The organism is Acinetobacter larvae (assembly GCF_001704115.1).
Taxonomy (GTDB): Bacteria; Pseudomonadota; Gammaproteobacteria; order Pseudomonadales; family Moraxellaceae; genus Acinetobacter; species Acinetobacter larvae.
Genome location: NZ_CP016895.1, coordinates 2,882,825 through 2,901,587, shown reverse-complemented (window position 1 = coordinate 2,901,587; position 18,763 = coordinate 2,882,825). Strand labels below are relative to the sequence as shown.

Here is an 18,763-nt window from a genome sequence, read left to right as displayed (position 1 = left end):
GTTTTATAAAATGTTGCTTTTTTAAACAACTGAGTGCTGAGCTCAGCGCATATATATCAGCGCTGTCATAATTTAAGATAGAATCATAAAAAATAATTTCATTAAATAAAATGGCGGAGAACCAATGTTAATACAAATGTTACTAAGTCTCCCTAGCCCTGCTGGTAATCCGACGCAATTACATCATTTTGCGCAAAGTTTGACGTCATTTGATATCACCTTGGAAGATACGGATGAATTACTAGATATTGCGACGGATACGGCATTTTATTTTGGTGTGGATGCTGAGTATTTTGCGATGCATTATGCCTTATATGCTTTAGGTGGCTTAAAATATGTCGAAGCTTGCCCTGAAATCTTATCTTTTTTGCATCAAGTCAATTTACAAGATGATGAATGGAGTAGCAGCTATGTTTTTATATTTGAAATGATGGGGGTGAGAACAGTTCCATACTTGCTGCAAGCTTGTCGAACCATGCCATTAGAAAATATTTTTATATTAACTGAAAGTTTAGGAAAGCTGGCATTGAAGTATCCAGATTTTCGTAGTGAAATTCTTTTGGTTTTTGATGAAATATTGGAACGCAGTCAACTTGAATCGGCATCATCTACTGTGAGTATGATGTTAAGTCCGGAAACGGCAGTCCTAATAGGCTGGCTGGATATGAAAGCGACGGAACGGATAGAAAAAATACGTCAGTTGTTGCAACATAATCAAGTACAGGCATTTGTGGGGAAATTAGAGGATATAGAATATGAATTGGGGTTAAGGAATAAACCTGCTTTTAGAACGATTCATCAGTTTATTCATGAAAACCCTCAAAATCCACAGTATTAAGATGCTTGATTTATAGGGGTTTGATTTATAGATGCATGATTTATCGCTTATACGTTATAGGTTTATAGACACGTGATTCGTCCATGTGAGCTGATCTAGATATTGTACGTCGCCGAGCTTTCTGCTCGGTCATCCTAGCTAAGCAAAATTTGATTTTAGTTTAATCATTTTTAATGCGCCCAATATAAAAGGTAAAATAAATACATATTATTGTTTTTATATATTTTACCTTTATTGTGAGTTGTTCATTATGTTCTATATATCAATGACAAGATTATTTTCTTGCAGTTGATGCATATAAAATGCTGAGAAAGGTTTATTAATCTAACGTATCGTTGTAAAATTTAACCATTATTTTTCTCAACACCGATTTTATTTTTGGGTTTTCCTCGATTTTAATCTCGCGGTGATATGCTCTTATGTATGGGGCATCACTCCTTAAGGATTTTTTTATGCCTGTTATTACACTACCGAATGGCGATCAAAAAAGTTTTGATCAAGCAATTTCTGTTATGCAACTTGCACAAAGTATTGGACCAGGTTTGGCAAAGAATACTGTGGCAGGTCGCATAGATGGTCGTTTAGTCGATGCATCTGATCTGATTACAGAAGACGCTACGGTACACATTATTACTCCAAAAGACAGTGAAGGTGTAGAAATCATTCGTCACTCTTGTGCGCATCTTGTTGGGCACGCAGTGAAACAACTCTTTCCTGAAGCGAAAATGGTCATTGGTCCAGTGATCGAAGAAGGCTTTTATTACGACATCTGGATGCCACGTCCATTTACTTTAGAAGATCTTGCCGCTGTTGAAGCACGCATGAAACAGTTGATTGAACAAGACTACGATGTCATTAAGAAGATGACACCACGTGCGGAAGTGATTGAATTGTTCAGCCAACGTGGCGAAGACTATAAATTACGTCTGGTTGAAGACATGCCCGATGAGCAAGCGATGGGCTTGTATTATCATCAAGAATATGTCGATATGTGCCGTGGACCGCACGTTCCCAATACTAAATTTTTAAAAGCATTCAAGCTGACCAAAATTTCTGGGGCTTATTGGCGCGGTGATGCCAAGAATGAACAGCTACAACGTATTTATGGCACCGCTTGGGCAGATAAAAAAGAACTCGCGGCTTATATCAAACGGATCGAAGAAGCGGAAAAACGCGATCACCGTCGTATTGGTAAAGCGCTTGATTTATTCCATTTACAAGAAGAAGCACCCGGCATGGTGTTTTGGCATCCCAATGGTTGGACCATCTATCAAGTACTTGAACAATATATGCGTCAAGTGCAAAAAGACAATGGCTACCAAGAAATTCGTACCCCACAAGTGGTCGATCTCAGTTTGTGGAAAAAATCAGGTCACGCTGAAAACTATGCCGAAAACATGTTCACCACACATTCGGAAAGTCGTGAATATGCAGTGAAACCCATGAACTGTCCTTGTCATGTACAAGTATTCAATCAAGGGCTTAAGTCATATCGCGAATTACCATTACGTTTGGCAGAATTTGGTTCTTGTCATCGTAATGAACCTTCTGGTTCTTTACATGGTATTATGCGAGTGCGCGGTTTTACCCAAGATGATGCACATATTTTCTGTACCAAATCTCAAATTGCAGATGAAGTGGCAAAGTTTATCCAGCTGACTTTAGATGTATATAAAGACTTTGGTTTTGAAGAAGTACAAATGAAACTCTCAACACGTCCTGAAAAACGTGTCGGCAGTGAAGAAATGTGGGATACCGCAGAAAAAGCTTTAGCAGATGCTTTAGATGCAGCTGGATTACCATGGGATTTACAACCGGGTGAAGGTGCATTCTATGGTCCAAAAATTGAATTTTCTCTAAAAGACTGTCTAGGTCGCGTATGGCAATGTGGTACTATTCAATGTGATCCAAATATGCCAGAACGTTTGGATGCCACTTTTGTGACTGAGGATAACGATCGCGATTATCCAATTATGTTACACCGTGCGATCTTAGGTAGCTTTGAACGTTTTATTGGTATACTCATCGAACACTATGCGGGCTTTATGCCACCATGGTTAGCGCCTATTCAAGCTTGTGTCATGAATATTACCGATGCACAGGCATCTGCTGTCGAGTCTGTTGTCGCACAATTGCAACAAAGTGGAATTCGTGTAATTTCTGACTTGAGAAATGAGAAAATCGGCTTTAAGATTCGTGAACGTACATTAGAACGTATTCCTTATCTTTTGGTTCTAGGTGACCGTGAAGTCGAGGAAGGTACAGTGAACGTCCGTACGCGTTCTGGTAAAAATTTAGGGACTATGTCAATTGCAGACTTTATTGACTTAGTGAAAGCAGCCGTCGCCGAACGTGGCCGGTATATTGTGGAGTAAGAAAGATTAAACAGCCTGATCGTAACCAACAACAAGGTGCTAAAAGCAATCGTCCTGCATTAAATAACGAGATCCGTGCAAAAGAAGTGCGCCTCGTTGCAGCAGATGGAGAACAAAGAGGGATTGTTTCTTTGACTGAGGCACTTCGTGCTGCAGAAGAAGCGGATCTTGATTTGGTTGAGATTGTTGCCAATGCAGAACCACCTGTTTGTAAAATCATGGACTTTAACAAGCATTTATTTGACTTGAAACAAAAGCAGAAAGATGCGAAAAAGAAACAACATCAAGTTCAAGTGAAAGAAATTAAGTTGCGTCCTGGTACCGATGTCGGTGATTACAACGTCAAATTACGTGCCATTATTCGCTTCCTTGAAGACGGCAATAAAGTAAAAATTACTTTGCGTTTCCGTGGACGTGAAATGGCGCATCAACAATTGGGTCTAGCTCAGTTGAAGAAAATTGAAACTGACGTTGCTGAATTTGGTGTGGTAGAGCAAGCACCGAAAATGGAAGGTCGGCAGATGGGGATGTTACTTGGACCGAAAAAGAAAAAGTAACACACTCAGACAAAAGAAGCACTGCACGCAGCAGTGCTTTTTTTTCTTTCAAAAAGAGGGCTTGGTGAGTTTATGGTGTGGAAAAAATAGGTTGAAAGAAAAGATTTAGAAGGAAAAACTTAGAAGAAAAAAGTTTAGCAGGGAAAATGGTTTTAGAAAAATATAGCAGTTTATTTTTTAACAGTTTTTACTGAAATGCTTGCTGTGTTCATTTTAAATGAATTATGGTATATCGACAGATTGGTTCTAATGGGAGGTGAAGATGTCAGAAGTAACAGGTACAGCTGAATTATCACATATTAATCAAAAAGTTGTAAAAGAAGGGCAAGTACTTGCTACAGTAGAATTAAAAGATGGTAGTCGGGTGCAAACTGGTACTGTAGCGACCATGCTGATGAACATACAACTGTATAATCAAGGACAACGTGGTGAAGTCGAACATGAGTTAACTATGGCAATTCCGACTTTGGTTAAAGTAGGCTTATTTGATTTATTTTCGGTACCAGAGTGGATACAAGGGGATAATCCAGGTCGACGTTTTGTGGGCTTACAAGCGCAAAAATATTTGTTGAACGCTGCGGCACAAGGTCACAAGCCATAGCTTGCGCATCGTGTAGAGGGTGCAAGCTTGAATAGATTGACGCTGTCTGCTCGGCATGTTACAAGCAACAGCTATCATGAGAAAAAAGGTATAAGGATGATTGATTTATATTATTGGGGAACCCCAAATGGTCGTAAAATTAGTATTGCATTAGAAGAAATGAAACTGCCTTATCAAATTATTCCGATTAATATTGGTGAGAATGATCAATTCCAAGCAGATTTTTTAAAAATCTCGCCTAATAATAAAATTCCAGCAATTGTCGATCAGGATGGACCACAAGGACAAGCCATTTCAGTATTTGAATCCGGCGCGATTTTACAATATCTAGGACGAAAAACAGGGCAGTTTTATCCGCAAGATGAATTACAGCGTGTGCAAGTTGAGCAATGGTTGATGTGGCAAATGGGAGGCTTAGGACCAATGCTTGGGCAAAACCACCATTTTAATCGTTTTGCACCAGTACAAATTGACTATGCGCAACAGCGTTATATCAATGAATCAAAAAGATTATATAAGGTTTTAGAGCAGCAGTTAATTGGTCAAGACTATGTCTGCGGTGCATACTCGATTGCCGATATGGCTATTTTCCCTTGGCTGTTGTCTTATGCATGGCAAAGTATCGATCTGGCGGATTATCCCAATGTGGCGGCTTATATTGCGCGTATACAAGCTCGACCTGCCGTGCAACGTGCTTTAGCAATAGAGCTTTAGTGATTGACAGTAATAGCTATTTAGCGATAGATCTCCTTTCGTTATACTCGTTTGTTATCGGTGCTAAGCTTAGGATTCTGCTTCATAAAGCAAATGAAAAGCCATAACCATCACACGCGTTGCAGTGGTTTAATTCAAACCGAAGGATGAGTGTGGCTGTGCATGGTATTCATTCCTGTGTGATCGGCTTCGCTGAACAGTGGTGGAGTTTGAGTTGAATTTGATCTGTCATGGTGCGTTTATAAAACTGCCAAAATTTGGGTTTGGCGTTGATCTCTGCATAGTTTGCAAATATGTGCAGCACTTCTTTATCAATGGTATGGTCACCTGAGCTTTTGAGTAGTTTAACGTCCGAAATGACATTGTTACGCGACAGTTTAAATTGTAGATCAATATGACGATCTTGCCCTTGAAGCTGTTTGGGATCCAAAGAAAGTGGCAACGGTTTTTTATATCGAAAGGCTGTTGTCACACCTGCTATTTGTTGTGACCAAACCCAAGAGTTAAATGCAACATGGCAGGTTTGCCCTGATGTGTTGTCCTGCGTTGTCAATGCACTAGGGTTTTTTAAGTTAATGGGTTGTGTGACAAAGAAGGCCTGGGCAATACCATTTTCTTGATATGGCTGAAAGCTGGCACGATATACAGCGCGGACCACTTTTTGATCGACCGCAGCAAGACCAGAGCTTTTTTCAATAATAACTCGTGTGACTTTTCCCATGCCATTGGCATATATGGTGAGTGTAATATCACGATCAATCTCTCGTAAATCGTGTGAGCTTAAACGGATATTTGGCGGGGTCTGCCAGCGGATCGCCGCCGCGTTGTTCGTGTGTTGTTCCGTATCGCTGGTCTTGGCGGGGCTTTGCGCAGTGAATGTTTGCTCAGAGAATGGTTCTGTTGAAGGGGGTGACGCATGACTAACATCTGCCCAAAACAGCGCGTTACTCAAGAGAAGGTAGATTTTCTTCATTTAATAATTCAAGCTATTCATTGTGCTCGAGTTTAATCTTAGAACCTGATAGCAGACAAGAGCAAAGATCGACAAATGCAACAATGCAAAAATGAGCAGGAAAAAATTCATCTCAAGCCAGTAATGTGCTTTTGTTTTATATCAATATGCATTAGAATACTGCCTCCCTTACCTGCAGGTCGAATCGCAATGGTGCGAACGAGCCAAACAGGTGCTTAAAGAGGTTGTTATGGCAAAGTTAAAAACTCGCCGTGGTGCAGCTAAACGCTTTAAGGCGACTGCGAACGGTTTCAAGCGTAAACAAGCGTTTAAACGCCACATTTTGACCAAAAAATCTGCTAAGCGTATCCGTCAATTGCGCGGCTGTGTAATGGTTCACGTCAGTGACGTTGCTTCAGTTCGTCGTATGTGCCCATACATCTAAGGAGATTATAAATGGCTCGTGTAAAACGTGGTGTACAGGCTCATCGCCGTCATAAAAAAATTCTTGCTCGTGCTAAAGGTTACTATGGCGCGCGTTCACGTGTTTATCGTGTAGCGTTCCAAGCGGTAATCAAAGCAGGTCAATATGCTTACCGTGACCGTCGTCAAAAGAAACGTCAATTCCGTGCTCTATGGATTGCTCGTATCAACGCAGGTGCGCGTCAAAACGGTTTGTCTTACAGCCGTATGATCGCTGGCTTGAAAAAAGCACAAGTGATTATCGACCGTCGTGTTCTTGCTGATATCGCAATGCATGATGCGGTTGCTTTTGCTGCGCTTGCTGAAACAGCAAAAGGTGCATTAGCTGCATAATCATCTTGCTAGATGAAAAAAAAGATCGCTCAATGCGATCTTTTTTTATGGCTATTGCGTTTTATGGTTATTGCGCCGTTTTAGAATGGGATCTCGTTTTAGAATAGATCGGATGTACCATTAGACTCAGTACTCGCAATCAGACGGAGTATTTGTAATTGGACTCAGGACTATGCATCAGGCTTAGTACTTGCAATCAGGCTTAGGCATTACCAACCGAAATAATAGGCGAGTGCGCACAGCACAATTACGAGCAGTACCAGTTTCCAAGCATTGGATTGGCGTGGTTCATGCTTAGCTGCGGGTTGTGGCATGTTGGGATAAGGGGGATTGTGCTGTGGTTGTATTTGATCCACATTTGCGCTGCTGTTGGCATTGTTTGTGGCAGTCGCTGATGGTATTGGCTGCATGGTGAGTGTAGCGGTTTGGTAGTGGTTGGCGACTTTGACGATAAATTTTTGCTGTAATAAGCTGATTTTATCTGCAAATTGCCGCAATTGTTGTTGCTGCTCAGGTGGATAAATCTCACCAGTCTCTTGATAGGGATGTTGAATCAAATCACCTATATGTAAGCTCAAAGCATCTAAGCGATACAAGCTTTGGTGTATATACGGTACAGGATATGCTGGGGGTAACAGTGAGTTTGCATTTGCTTGGTTTAGACCGGTATAGCTATTATTTGATGCCTCAAATATAAAGTCCTTACTAAAAGGATGCTGAAATAATTCGCGTTGTAAATATTGCTCAATCTCATCCCAGTTGGCAGCTTTAAGTGCTGCATTGACGTGTTTGGAATATTTACTGGGGAGTGCATAACGCCAGAAGCATAGCTGCTGTTTGGCATTGGTTTGTGCAAGCATAAGATTTTCAGCCAGCCCTTCGCTATCCCATGCTGCCAGTTCTTTACCAATCATCCACACAAATTTTTGTTTAGGATGATGACTGATGATGATATGGGGGAGTTCTAATAGTTCCACCTGTGGATTGGGATTGGCCTCACTGGCAATTAAGCTACTGGGATGCAGACTAAGCTGGCTAACACCCTGAGCTTTTAAGTGTGTTAGCCAGATTTTAAAATGCTGTGCTAACAGTTGTGATGGCTCTAAGGATCTGAATTGTAAATCATAATTTTTAAAAATCGTATGCTCGATCCATTGTTCAATGTCTACATGCTGTGTTAAAAATTGATTGCCATAACAGACCAAGGCAAGTTGTTGTTTCCAAATTTGATCTAAAGCCATAACCCAATCTCACGCTAGACGCATAGATTTTAAACGATTTTGCCATCATAACGCTGATTAGTTTTTCTTGTCTATGATGCTTCATTCAATTGCATAAAAACTGTTAGAATAGCGGGTTAAATCAAATTAATTTAATTTCTAGCTTTGAGAGTTAATATGTCACTGGAAGCCCTGACCACAGAAGCGCTTGCTGCGATTGCAGCAGCTCAAGACCTTGCTGCACTAGAACAAGTTCGCGTGCAATTTACAGGGAAAAAAAGCCAGCTTGCGGAGCAATCCAAAGCTTTGGGTAAAATGGATCCAGAACAGCGTAAAATTCAAGGTGCAGCTTTACATGCTGTGCGCGAGAGTCTAAATGCAGCCTTGAGTCAGCGCCAAACTGAATTACAACAAGCAGCGCTGGCTGAAAAGCTTGCCCAAGAAACCATTGATATTAGCCTTGCTGGACGCGGTCAGCAGGTTGGCAGTATCCATCCAATCATACAAGTGCAGCAGCGGATTTGTCAGTTCTTTATCAAAGCTGGTTTTAATGTTGCAACTGGACCAGAAGTTGAAGACGATTATCATAATTTTGAAGCGCTCAATATTCCCGGTCATCATCCAGCACGTGCTATGCATGATACTTTCTATTTTGATGCCAATCATTTATTGCGTACACACACCTCTGGTGTACAAATTCGTACCATGGAAACACAGCAACCGCCAATTCGTATTGTCTGCCCTGGTCGTGTTTACCGTTGTGACTCAGATCAAACCCATTCACCAATGTTCCATCAGATTGAAGGTTTGTACGTTGCTGAAAATACCAGCTTTGCTGAATTGAAGGGCTTGATTATTAACTTACTCAATACTTTCTTTGAAAAAGATCTCAAAGTGCGCTTCCGTCCATCTTATTTCCCATTTACAGAACCGAGTGCCGAAGTGGATATTATGGATGAGCGTGGTCGTTGGTTAGAAGTTTTGGGCTGCGGTATGGTGCATCCTAATGTTCTACGTGCATCGGGTATCGATCCTGAAAAATATCAAGGTTTTGCCTTTGGTTTAGGTGTCGAGCGTTTTGCTATGCTCCGTTATGGTATCAATGACCTTCGAATGTTCTATCAAAATGATGTGCGTTTCTTACGCCAATTTGCCTAAAAAGATTAATCAATATTAAGGTTTTAAAGAGATGAAAATTAGCGAAAATTGGTTGCGCACTTGGGTCAATCCTGTGGTCGATAGTGCAACACTTTCAGATCAATTGACCATGTTGGGCTTAGAGGTCGATGAACTTAAACCCGCTGCAAAACCGTTTAGCGGCGTGGTTGTGGGAGAGGTGATCACTGTAGAACAGCATCCTGATGCTGATCGTTTACGCGTCACCACTGTCAATGTGGGTGAAGAGCAAGCACTACAGATCGTTTGTGGCGCACCGAATGTCCGTGTGGGCATGAAAGCACCTGTGGCAAAAGTGGGTGCTGTATTACCGGGTGATTTCAAAATCAAAAAAGGTAAATTGCGAGGAATTGAATCACACGGGATGTTGTGTGGGGCCTCAGAGATTGATCTTGAAGATAAAATCGATGGTTTGCTGGAATTGCCTGCCGATGCCCCAATTGGGCAAGATATTCGTCAGTATTTACAACTCGATGATCATGTTATTGATATTAGCATTACACCGAACCGCGGAGATTGTTTTAGTATTCGCGGTATTGCGCGTGAGATCGCAGTACGTAATGATTTAACTGTTACACCACCCGTGATAGAAGATGTGGCAGCAGATATCACTCAGCAGCTTGAGATTGAGCTCAACAGTGCAGGCTGTCCACGTTATTTAGGGCGTTTCATTCGAAATGTTAATACGCAGGCAGCAACCCCTTTATGGATGGAGCAAGCTTTAGCGCGCTCAGGTATCCGCCAGCACAGCATTTTGGTTGATATTACCAACTATGTGCTCATTGAGTTGGGACAGCCACTGCATGCGTTTGATGCGGCAAAAATTGTAGCCCCAATCCAAGTTCGTCAAGCCAAAGCTGGCGAAAGCTTGCTATTGCTGAATGATCAGGAAGTGACGCTCGCTGAAGACGTCATGGTGATTGCCGACCAAGAAAAAGTTTTGGCAATGGCGGGTATTATGGGGGGTGCAAGCTCAGCGGTATCTGAGCAAACGACAGATATCTTTTTAGAGTCTGCATTCTTTGCGCCTTTGGCAATTGCCAATCGTGCACGTCGCTATGGCTTGCATACCGATGCATCACAGCGCTATGAGCGTGGTGTGGACTTTGAGCTGCCATTCTTGGCAATGCAGCGTGCATCGCAGTTGATTCAACAATTGGCTGGCGGCGAGTTCGGTCCAATCAGTTGCCATGAACAAGCAGCTTTATTGCCGCAACGTGAACAAATCAGCTTAACGCAGCAGCATGTCGACCAACTATTGGGCTATCACATTGCGCCAGCAGTGATTGAACAGTCCTTACAGGGTTTGGGCTGTATCGTGAGTCAGCCTAGCCAAGGGCAATGGTTGGTTACACCGCCATCTTATCGTTATGATCTTAGTATTTATCAAGATCTAGTCGAAGAAATTGCTCGTATTGATGGTTATGATCATATACAGATTGCTTTGCCACAGATGTCTGTTCATTTACAAGAACATGCAGATCAATTTGAAGTGGAGCAATTACGTCAAAGCTTGGTGAGCTTGGGCTATCAAGAAGCGATTAGCTTTAGTTTTGTCGATGCCAAATTGGAACAACAATTTAATCCCAATGGTCAGCCTTTGAAATTGGCAAATCCTATCTCAAGTGATTTAGCGGTCATGCGTTCTAGTCTACTGACCAGCTTAATTCCATGTGTGCAATATAATCTCAATCGTCAACAAGCACGTGTACGTTTCTTTGAGTTGGGCTTGCGTTTTGATTATGAAAATGCTGCTAGCATCAAAGATCTCAAACAAGTGCCGACTTTGGCATTGATTGCCGTGGGGAATCGTCATGCTGAGTCTTGGCTAAACGCTGCTCAAGCGATGGACTTTTATGACCTCAAAGGTGATGTTGAAGCTGTCTTAGCATCTGCACGTATTACAGCTGAATATCAAGTATCACAACATGCTTGGCTACATCCTGGCCAGTCTGCGGACATTATTGTTGATGGCAAAAAGATTGGTTATTTAGGTCGTTTACATCCAAGTTTGGAAGATGCTTTAGATTTAGGCGCTACATGGGTCGCAGAACTGTCGCAACAGGCTGTTTTGCAAACTTATGTATCTAATTTTACAGAATTATCACGTTTTCCCTCTATAAGACGTGATATCGCCCTTTTAATTAATGATAAGATTAATGTCAGTGAAATTCAGCGACTTATCGAAAATACCGGTGGTGAGTTACTTCAGTCTACTTGGTTGTTCGATGTGTACACAGGTCAGGGGGTTGAAGCAGGTAAACGCTCTCTTGCGTTTGCACTGTTGTGGCAACATCCAAGTCGTACGCTTGAAGATGCTGAAATTAAAACGGGAATAGACCATATTATTGAAGTGTTGCAAAACACTTACCAAGCGACATTGAGGGCCTCATGACAGCATTAACAAAAGCAGAAATGGCTGATCATTTAAGTGAGCTTACGAGCTTAAATCGCCGTGAAGCCAAACAAATGGTTGAGTTATTTTTTGATGAAATCAGCCAAGCATTAATTTCGGGCGAGCAAGTAAAGCTTTCTGGCTTTGGTAATTTTGAATTACGCGATAAGCGCCAGCGCCCAGGGCGAAACCCGAAGACTGGAGAGGAAATTCCAATTTCAGCTCGTCGTGTTGTGACCTTCCGTGCTGGTCAAAAATTTAGACAGCGTGTAGGTACAGAGCTCGAACAGAATTAATTCATGCTTTAATGACATACGCTATTGCCCCGGATATTTGATATTCGGGGTTTTTTGTGTGCATTAGCAAAGTGGTTTGGCAATCTGATTGGAAAGATTGCATGTTGCGAATAGCCTCATCAGAGGGCTTGATGAAAGGATGTTTCTCTTGGATGAGTCATAAGCAGCATCAGATGAGTCATAAGCAGCATCAAAAGTAGGCATAAAAAGAGAGAACCGTTAGGTTCTCTCTTTTTTAATAACCGAAAAGGTTATTTATTATTTAGATGCTTCTGGTTGATCAACAACTGGAGCATTGTCAGCAGCTGAAGCAGCAACTTCGTTTGTAGCAGCTGCTTGAGAAGCAACTTCTACAGTTGTAGCGTCAGAAGCAGCTTGAACTTCAGAAGCAGCAGCAACTGAAGATGCAGCAGCAGATTCTGTATCAGTAGCAGCTTTTTTATCAGTACAACCAACAAAAGCTAAAGTAGTGGCAACTGCAGCAGCAATAGCGATTTTTTTGAATAACATGGCATCACTCTCGTAAAAAATAGAGATTAAAAAACCCAAATTAGTCTGTTTTGTGCTCTTATTTTTCCTAACGCTTGATAGGTTAACAACGCATGGAGCAGGCTAACTGGTCTGTGGATATGCTATCATTGGCAAATCTTAATTTCTACTATTTAAATAAAAAAAAGAATTTTTATTAACAGAAAATAACAATTAACATGGTGAAAAGCATTGGTTGTCTAAGCGTAAGCTATTAAATTGCAAGAGAAAAAAATTGTAAATACATAATTCACAAAAATATTTTTCTAAAATTAACATTTAATCCGATTCATTGTGAACATATGTAAAAAATGTCAACCAATAAAAAAGCCCTCATTTTGAGGGCCTTACGAATAAAGCGCTTTAATTTGCTGCTTTACGCTTCATTTGATCAAAGAAATCATCGTTGGTTTTGGTTTCTTTCATACGGTCGAGTAAGAATTCCATTGCAGCCAATTCATCCATTGGGTGAAGAAGTTTACGTAAAATCCAGACTTTACGTAGGTTATCTTCATCCATTAGACGTTCTTCACGACGCGTACCAGATTTCTTGATATTCATCGCTGGGAAGACACGTTTTTCAGCAATACGGCGATCTAGTGTGATTTCTTGGTTGCCTGTACCTTTGAATTCTTCATAGATCACATCATCCATCTTACTGCCTGTTTCAATCAGTGCAGTTGAGATGATGGTTAGTGAACCACCTTCTTCGATATTACGTGCTGCACCAAAGAAACGTTTCGGACGCTCTAAGGCATGCGCATCCACACCACCGGTCAGTACTTTACCTGAGGATGGAATGACGGTGTTGTATGCACGGGCTAAACGGGTGATTGAGTCAAGTAAGATAACGACATCTTTTTTGTGTTCAACCAAACGTTTGGCTTTTTCAATGACCATTTCTGCGACTTGGACGTGACGTGCTGGTGATTCATCAAAGGTAGACGCAACCACTTCACCACGAACAGTACGTTCCATTTCGGTAACTTCTTCTGGACGTTCATCGATGAGCAGAACGATTAAGAAGACTTCGGGATTATTGCGAACAATAGACTGTGCAATGTTCTGCAATAGCATGGTTTTACCCGCTTTCGGAGGGGCAACGATGATAGAACGTTGACCTTTACCAATTGGGGCAACCAGATCGACTACACGCGCGGTTAAATCTTCACTTGAACCATTACCAAGTTCCATGACCAATTGTTCGGTTGGGAAGAGCGGGGTCAGGTTTTCGAAGAGGATTTTGTTGCGTGAGTTTTCTGGTGTGTCGTAGTTAATTTGATTGACTTTGAGCAGTGCAAAATAACGTTCGCCTTCTTTCGGTGGGCGAATAGTGCCGGTAATGGTATCGCCTGTACGTAGATTAAAGCGACGAATTTGTGACGGACTCACATAGATATCGTCAGGTCCAGCAAGGTAAGAGCCCGCTGCGGAACGTAAGAAGCCAAAACCATCCGAGAGAATTTCAAGAACACCATCCCCGAAAATCTCTTCACCATTCATTGCATGGCGTTTTAAGATGGCAAAAATAATGTCTTGCTTACGGTTACGCGCCATTCCTTCAAGGCCCATAAACTCAGCAATTTTAATGAGTTCGCCGATAGGTTTTTTCTTGAGTTCAGTTAAGTTCATAAATGATCAGATAGATAATAGGGTGTGTGTGCTACACGAGTATAGATAAAGAGGTCAAAAATCGCCTGCGTTGCAAGACATGAGCTCCGCATAGTGCAAAGCACAGCGCGATATCTCAAAATCCAGTAGGTAAGTTCAAGGAGAAAATGTATGAAACAATTCCTGTTGCCGAGCGGCGATTTTATGTTTTGTGTTCTCTAAGACATATGAGTAAAAGATCTTCATATCTCTTGCTCAAGCAATATAAGTGAGTCGATTATATTTGTCAATTTTAACTGCAATGAAATGCGCTATAAATACGAAGAAATCATAGCGCAGGTTCTATTTTAGCTTGCTTTTTGAGCAAAAAAGATCAATTAGATATTTTCGTCGATAAAAGCAGCGAGTTTAGATTTAGGCGCAGCACCAACTTGCTGTGCAACAACTTCACCATTTTTAAACATGAGCAATGCTGGAATATTGCGGATGTTATAGTTCTGAGCGACGTTTTCGCAGGTAGTGACGTCAACTTTTACAATTTTGACTTTACCGTCATATTCGTCTGCAAGAACTTCTAAGACAGGGGCAATGGCTTTACATGGCGCGCACCAGCCCGCCCAAAAATCAACAAGAACAGGCACTTCTGATTTTAAAACGTCGCTTTCAAAGTTGCTGTCTGTGGTGTTGACGATGTTATTTGACATTGATGTTGCTCCAATATTCTTAAGATGAACGAAATGCAATGACGTTAAGTATTACACAGTCATCTTGTACTATGTAGTGATCGTTATAGATTTTTATGTGAAATCGGCCTTTTTGTCCAATTGATGCTCGCGATTAAGCCAATCGGGGAGCTGTATCTTTGCGTAGCTGTCATAAAAATGTCATAAAGAATTAAAATAAAAATGGTTGCAAAATGCCAGTATAAAGGGCTTTTAAAATACGGGTAGGTGAATTAATCTAGGCGAAATTTCGCATGAGTTTTTATAAATAATGTCCGATTTCTTGATTGATGATGAGCTGTTAGCTGCAATCGATATGGGTTCAAATAGTTTTCATTTGGCGATTGCACGTGTAGATCATGGCGAAGTCAAAAAAGTCGCGTCGATGTCAGAAAAAGTACAATTGGCGGCTGGTTTAGATGAACAGAAAAATTTAACAGAAGCTGCTCAGCAGCGCGGTTTGGCATGTTTAGCGCGCTTTGTGGGGCGTTTAAGTTCAGTACAGCCAAATCGTTTGAGAATTGTGGCAACCAATGCATTAAGACAAGCAAAAAATGGTCACGAGTTTATTCAACGTGCAGCAGAAATATTACCGAAGCCGATTGAAATCATTGCCGGACGTGAGGAAGCACGGTTAATTTATTTGGGTGTATCACATACCTTGGCCAATAGTGGTCGACGCTTGGTCATCGATATCGGTGGGGGGTCGACTGAGTTGATTATTGGTGAAGAGTTTGAGCCGATCCATACTGAATCGCAGCAAATGGGTTGTGTTGCCTATAGTCAAATGTTCTTTGCTAATGGTGAAATTAACAGTAAAAATTTTGAAAAAGCTTTGGTTGCAGCACGTAAGGAACTGTCAGGTATTGCCAATACCTATAAAGCAGCAGGTTGGGATACCGTGGTGGGCTCAAGTGGTACCATAAAAGCTTGCCGCCAATTAACCATTAATATGGGCTGGAGTGATGCACAAGAAAATCTAACCCGTGAAGGCTTAGAGAAATTAAAAGATAAGCTGTTAAAGTTTAAGCATGTTGCTGAAATTGATTTCCAAGGTTTAAAAGAAGACCGCCGCGCTGTATTGCCAGCAGGCTTGGCCATTTTATATGCCATTTTTGAGGTCTTTCAGATCGATAAACTGGTATATTCTGATGGGGCCTTGCGTGAAGGCGTTATGTATGACTTATTGGGACGTTTTCAGCATGAAGATGTTCGTGACCGCAGTGTGCAAGCCTTGTTAGGACGTTATGGGGCGGATCCGAGGCAGGCACGTCGTGTGGTCGATACCGCACAAAAACTGTTTGATGATGTTGCACCGCAGCTAGGCTTTAATACCGATGATCGGGATTTATTACGTCGTGCTGCATATTTACATGAGATTGGTTTAGCCATTAGTCATAGTAGTTATCACCGTCATGGGGCTTACCTATTACAGCATTCTGATATTCCCGGTTTTTCACAAATAGATCAAAACTATTTGTCACATTTGGTCGCTCATCATCGACGTAAATTGCGCCAAGATGATAAAGCCGAGGTGTTAAAAGTGGGTGCTAGCAAACTTTTATGGCTTTGTTTATTGCTGCGACTCTCAGTCACACTCAATCATAGTCGTAGCGATGAGATGCTTCCTGCCATTGAATTAGCGGTATTAGATGCGCAACAATGGCAGCTCAGTGTTTCTGGAGATGCGAAACAATGGCCTTTATTGGTTGCCGACTTGCATGATGAGCAAGTGCAATTGAAGCATTGGGATATTGATTTGACTATCCAGTCCGAACAATTTATCAGTTAAAAGCAACTGGTCATTTTAAGGATCATCATCGATATATGAAAAATAAAGCTGCTCAATCTATAGCATGGAAAACGGTTCAAATTGCACGTCACCCAGATCGTCCGCAATTTTTGGATTACGTAGGTGAAATTTTTACTGAATTTGATGCCTTACATGGCGACCGCTTATATGGTGATGATGGTGCAATGATTGGTGGGTTGGCGCGCTTTGATGGTCAACCGGTCATGGTCATTGGGCAACACCGTGGACGTAGTACACGTGAGAAATTGCAGCACAATTTTGGCATGTGTAATCCAGAAGGCTATCGTAAATCGCAACGTTTATTTGCGATGGCAGAACGTTTTAAACTGCCAATTTTTACCTTTGTCGATACCATGGGGGCTTATCCTGGCGTGGGCGCAGAAGAACGTGGTCAAGCTGAGGCGATTGCGGTCAATTTGGCACAGATGTCGAGCTTAAAAGTACCTGTTATCACAACGGTATTGGGTGAGGGTGGCTCTGGTGGTGCTATTGGGATTGCAGTTGCTGACCATGTGGTGATGTTGTCACATAGTATCTATTCGGTAATCTCACCAGAAGGTTGCGCTTCTATTTTATGGAAAACAGCAGAAAAAGCGGAACAAGCCAGTGAAGCATTGGCACTAACTGCTGATAAACTGAAAAAAATCGGTATAGTTGACTATGTGGTGGATGAAGGCGAGGGTGCTCATCTTCATCCAGAACAAGTGATGCAACAATTGAAACAAGTTTTGAAGCAATCACTTGAGCAATTACAACCGATGGATGAAAAGCAACGATGCGAGGCACGTTATCAACGTTTGATGAAGTTTGGCAGCAACAATTTAGGGCTCGCCTCTTAGCCGAGTCGACTCGACTCCCAGAAAATTGTCAATTCTTAGTGGGGTGTAGCGGCGGCATAGATTCTATGCTGCTGCTTTTTGTTTTGGCTCAGCTTTTTCCACAGCGTGTGCGCGCAATTTATATTGATCACCAGTTGCAAGCAGCAAGTTCAAGTTGGGGGCAACAGGTGCAACAGTGTTGTCAAGATTGGCAAATTGACTGTCAGATCCAAGCAGTAGATGTCGCTGCGGGTAATTTAGAAAATCAAGCACGGGAGGCACGTTATCGCGCCTTTCAACAGCATTTGCTACAGCATGAAATCTTGGTACTGGCGCATCATCAACAAGATCAAGCAGAAACCATATTGCTCAATCTACTCAGCGGCAGTGGTGTAGATGGTTTGGCTGCGATGCCAAGTATTCAATACCGAGAGCATTTTTGTATTTGGCGGCCATTGTTGTCTTTATCACGACAACAGATTGAGCAATGGGGCGGGCAATTACACCTGCAATATGTCAATGATCCGACCAATTTAGATACCCAATATGATCGCGCTTGGTGTCGGCGTGAGTTATGGCCAGTGCTGACGCAACGTTTTCCGCACATGCAAAATGCGCTCAGTCGCAGTAGTTATTTGATGCAAGACGCACAACAAATTCTGTTCGAGGTCTGTCAGCAAGATTTGACGCATTGTGGCAATGCCGAGTTGTTAAACTTAGATCGACTTGCTCAGCTGTCAGCAGCGCGGCAGCGGCAGTTATTGTCAACATGGATGCGTGGTGATGCTGTATATCGTCCGGCATTGGCGATGGTGCAACGCTTACAGACTGAAGTCATTGCCGCACGACCGGATGCCGAGGCGGCTTTGCATTGTCAGGGGTTTTATTATGTGCGTTTTCAAGCGCATTTATATCGACTAAGTGCGCGCAAGTATCTGGCGCAACGTGCAAAAAAACCGCTGACCGCACAGACCATACTTTGTCAGCTGGGTCAGGAACTACTGTTAGAAAGTGGATCATTTAAAATTGCTCATGCGCAGCAAGGCTTGAGCGCAAGCTTATTGGGTGAAACATTAACACTGCAGTATCGTCAAGGTGGAGAGAAGATTCATCTCTATGGGCGTGTCGGTCGTTGGCCGTTGAAGAAAGCACTGCAACAAGCAAATATTTTTCCGTGGATGCGTCACACTATACAAATTTTGTGGCGAGATAATGTTATGCTTGGGGTCTTTACACCCAACGGATTTTGGTTGGCGCAATCGGACTATTGTGTGGAGAACGGTTGGCTACCCAGTTTGATGTCAAAGTGAATAACAAATTCAAGGTTGAGT

18 protein-coding genes are annotated in these 18,763 nt (G+C 42.0%); 13 read left to right on the top strand and 5 right to left on the bottom strand.

Annotated elements, in window-relative coordinates; translation table 11 throughout:
• Positions 1–124: 124 nt before the first annotated feature.
• The 5 genes from BFG52_RS12925 (at position 125) to BFG52_RS12905 (ending at position 5,085) form a co-directional block, all read left to right on the top strand.
• Positions 125–838 carry a hypothetical protein gene (locus BFG52_RS12925; protein ID WP_067556985.1) on the top strand — a complete coding sequence of 238 codons (714 nt, stop codon included), beginning with the start codon at positions 125–127 and terminating at the stop codon, positions 836–838.
• A 452-nt stretch (positions 839–1,290) separates the two neighbouring features.
• Positions 1,291–3,213, top strand: coding sequence for a threonine--tRNA ligase (gene thrS / locus BFG52_RS12920; RefSeq protein ID WP_067556982.1), 1,923 nt, complete (start codon positions 1,291–1,293; stop codon positions 3,211–3,213).
• Positions 3,214–3,218: 5 nt separating this feature from the next.
• On the top strand, positions 3,219–3,770 hold the full coding sequence (gene infC / locus BFG52_RS12915; RefSeq protein ID WP_067556979.1) for a translation initiation factor IF-3: 552 nt from the start codon (positions 3,219–3,221) through the stop codon (positions 3,768–3,770).
• 262 nt (positions 3,771–4,032) lie between these two features.
• Positions 4,033–4,371: a DUF7709 family protein gene (locus BFG52_RS12910; protein WP_067556976.1), complete on the top strand. Its 339-nt coding sequence runs from the start codon at positions 4,033–4,035 to the stop codon at positions 4,369–4,371.
• Positions 4,372–4,467: 96 nt separating this feature from the next.
• A complete protein-coding gene (locus BFG52_RS12905; RefSeq protein WP_067556973.1) occupies positions 4,468–5,085 on the top strand; it encodes a glutathione S-transferase family protein in 618 nt (205 codons plus the stop codon).
• A gap of 169 nt (positions 5,086–5,254) precedes the next feature.
• Here the strand turns inward: BFG52_RS12905 and BFG52_RS12900 are convergent, their stop codons facing one another.
• Positions 5,255–6,058 carry an energy transducer TonB family protein gene (locus BFG52_RS12900; protein ID WP_067556970.1) on the bottom strand — a complete coding sequence of 268 codons (804 nt, stop codon included), beginning with the start codon at positions 6,056–6,058 and terminating at the stop codon, positions 5,255–5,257.
• A gap of 229 nt (positions 6,059–6,287) precedes the next feature.
• Here BFG52_RS12900 and rpmI point away from each other — a divergent pair, with 229 nt between their 5' ends.
• Positions 6,288–6,482, top strand: coding sequence for a 50S ribosomal protein L35 (gene rpmI / locus BFG52_RS12895; protein WP_001096359.1), 195 nt, complete (start codon positions 6,288–6,290; stop codon positions 6,480–6,482).
• A gap of 11 nt (positions 6,483–6,493) precedes the next feature.
• Entirely contained in the window at positions 6,494–6,853 is a 360-nt protein-coding gene (gene rplT, locus BFG52_RS12890) for a 50S ribosomal protein L20 (protein WP_067556967.1), read from the top strand.
• Between the two features lie 209 nt (positions 6,854–7,062).
• Here the strand turns inward: rplT and BFG52_RS12885 are convergent, their stop codons facing one another.
• Positions 7,063–8,094 (bottom strand): hypothetical protein, encoded by a 1,032-nt coding sequence (locus BFG52_RS12885; protein WP_067556965.1) that lies wholly within the window; start codon positions 8,092–8,094, stop codon positions 7,063–7,065.
• A 156-nt stretch (positions 8,095–8,250) separates the two neighbouring features.
• On the opposite strand from BFG52_RS12885, the gene pheS reads away from it, so the two are divergent.
• From pheS to BFG52_RS12870, 3 genes are read left to right on the top strand one after another with little or no spacing between them, the layout of a single operon-like run.
• Positions 8,251–9,231 (top strand): phenylalanine--tRNA ligase subunit alpha, encoded by a 981-nt coding sequence (gene pheS / locus BFG52_RS12880; protein ID WP_067556963.1) that lies wholly within the window; start codon positions 8,251–8,253, stop codon positions 9,229–9,231.
• A 31-nt stretch (positions 9,232–9,262) separates the two neighbouring features.
• Positions 9,263–11,644: a phenylalanine--tRNA ligase subunit beta gene (pheT, locus tag BFG52_RS12875; RefSeq protein ID WP_067556960.1), complete on the top strand. Its 2,382-nt coding sequence runs from the start codon at positions 9,263–9,265 to the stop codon at positions 11,642–11,644.
• On the top strand, positions 11,641–11,940 hold the full coding sequence (locus BFG52_RS12870; RefSeq protein ID WP_067556958.1) for an integration host factor subunit alpha: 300 nt from the start codon (positions 11,641–11,643) through the stop codon (positions 11,938–11,940). The genes pheT and BFG52_RS12870 overlap by 4 nt, the downstream gene beginning before the upstream one ends.
• 258 nt (positions 11,941–12,198) lie before the next feature.
• Here the strand turns inward: BFG52_RS12870 and BFG52_RS12865 are convergent, their stop codons facing one another.
• From BFG52_RS12865 to trxA, 3 genes are all read right to left on the bottom strand, one after another.
• Positions 12,199–12,450 (bottom strand): hypothetical protein, encoded by a 252-nt coding sequence (locus tag BFG52_RS12865; RefSeq protein ID WP_067559551.1) that lies wholly within the window; start codon positions 12,448–12,450, stop codon positions 12,199–12,201.
• Between the two features lie 381 nt (positions 12,451–12,831).
• A complete protein-coding gene (rho, locus tag BFG52_RS12860; RefSeq protein WP_067556955.1) occupies positions 12,832–14,100 on the bottom strand; it encodes a transcription termination factor Rho in 1,269 nt (422 codons plus the stop codon).
• Positions 14,101–14,456: 356 nt separating this feature from the next.
• Positions 14,457–14,783, bottom strand: a complete 327-nt coding sequence (gene trxA, locus BFG52_RS12855; RefSeq protein WP_067556952.1) for a thioredoxin — start codon at positions 14,781–14,783, stop codon at positions 14,457–14,459.
• A 289-nt stretch (positions 14,784–15,072) separates the two neighbouring features.
• Between trxA and ppx the strand changes: the two genes are divergently transcribed.
• From ppx to tilS, 3 genes are read left to right on the top strand one after another with little or no spacing between them, the layout of a single operon-like run.
• Positions 15,073–16,593 (top strand): exopolyphosphatase, encoded by a 1,521-nt coding sequence (gene ppx / locus BFG52_RS12850; protein ID WP_067556949.1) that lies wholly within the window; start codon positions 15,073–15,075, stop codon positions 16,591–16,593.
• A gap of 35 nt (positions 16,594–16,628) precedes the next feature.
• Positions 16,629–17,453 carry an acetyl-CoA carboxylase carboxyltransferase subunit alpha gene (locus tag BFG52_RS12845; protein WP_067556946.1) on the top strand — a complete coding sequence of 275 codons (825 nt, stop codon included), beginning with the start codon at positions 16,629–16,631 and terminating at the stop codon, positions 17,451–17,453.
• Complete coding sequence (gene tilS, locus BFG52_RS12840) at positions 17,390–18,742, top strand: tRNA lysidine(34) synthetase TilS (RefSeq protein ID WP_071890138.1); 1,353 nt, start codon at positions 17,390–17,392, stop codon at positions 18,740–18,742. Before BFG52_RS12845 ends, tilS begins: the two co-directional genes overlap by 64 nt.
• Positions 18,743–18,763: the final 21 nt, after the last annotated feature.

Bases quoted from the DNA above. Each gene is read 5' to 3' on its own strand.
- trxA (WP_067556952.1), bottom strand. From the start codon at position 14,783: ATGTCAAATAACATCGTCAACACCACAGACAGCAACTTTGAAAGCGAC.
- BFG52_RS12865 (WP_067559551.1), bottom strand. From the start codon at position 12,450: ATGTTATTCAAAAAAATCGCTATTGCTGCTGCAGTTGCCACTACTTTA.
- BFG52_RS12845 (WP_067556946.1), top strand. From the start codon at position 16,629: ATGAAAAATAAAGCTGCTCAATCTATAGCATGGAAAACGGTTCAAATT.
- tilS (WP_071890138.1), top strand. From the start codon at position 17,390: ATGCGAGGCACGTTATCAACGTTTGATGAAGTTTGGCAGCAACAATTT.
- rpmI (WP_001096359.1), top strand. From the start codon at position 6,288: ATGGCAAAGTTAAAAACTCGCCGTGGTGCAGCTAAACGCTTTAAGGCG.
- BFG52_RS12905 (WP_067556973.1), top strand. From the start codon at position 4,468: ATGATTGATTTATATTATTGGGGAACCCCAAATGGTCGTAAAATTAGT.
- BFG52_RS12885 (WP_067556965.1), bottom strand. From the start codon at position 8,094: ATGGCTTTAGATCAAATTTGGAAACAACAACTTGCCTTGGTCTGTTAT.
- BFG52_RS12925 (WP_067556985.1), top strand. From the start codon at position 125: ATGTTAATACAAATGTTACTAAGTCTCCCTAGCCCTGCTGGTAATCCG.
- rho (WP_067556955.1), bottom strand. From the start codon at position 14,100: ATGAACTTAACTGAACTCAAGAAAAAACCTATCGGCGAACTCATTAAA.
- pheT (WP_067556960.1), top strand. From the start codon at position 9,263: ATGAAAATTAGCGAAAATTGGTTGCGCACTTGGGTCAATCCTGTGGTC.
- pheS (WP_067556963.1), top strand. From the start codon at position 8,251: ATGTCACTGGAAGCCCTGACCACAGAAGCGCTTGCTGCGATTGCAGCA.
- thrS (WP_067556982.1), top strand. From the start codon at position 1,291: ATGCCTGTTATTACACTACCGAATGGCGATCAAAAAAGTTTTGATCAA.
- BFG52_RS12900 (WP_067556970.1), bottom strand. From the start codon at position 6,058: ATGAAGAAAATCTACCTTCTCTTGAGTAACGCGCTGTTTTGGGCAGAT.
- BFG52_RS12910 (WP_067556976.1), top strand. From the start codon at position 4,033: ATGTCAGAAGTAACAGGTACAGCTGAATTATCACATATTAATCAAAAA.
- BFG52_RS12870 (WP_067556958.1), top strand. From the start codon at position 11,641: ATGACAGCATTAACAAAAGCAGAAATGGCTGATCATTTAAGTGAGCTT.
- rplT (WP_067556967.1), top strand. From the start codon at position 6,494: ATGGCTCGTGTAAAACGTGGTGTACAGGCTCATCGCCGTCATAAAAAA.
- ppx (WP_067556949.1), top strand. From the start codon at position 15,073: ATGTCCGATTTCTTGATTGATGATGAGCTGTTAGCTGCAATCGATATG.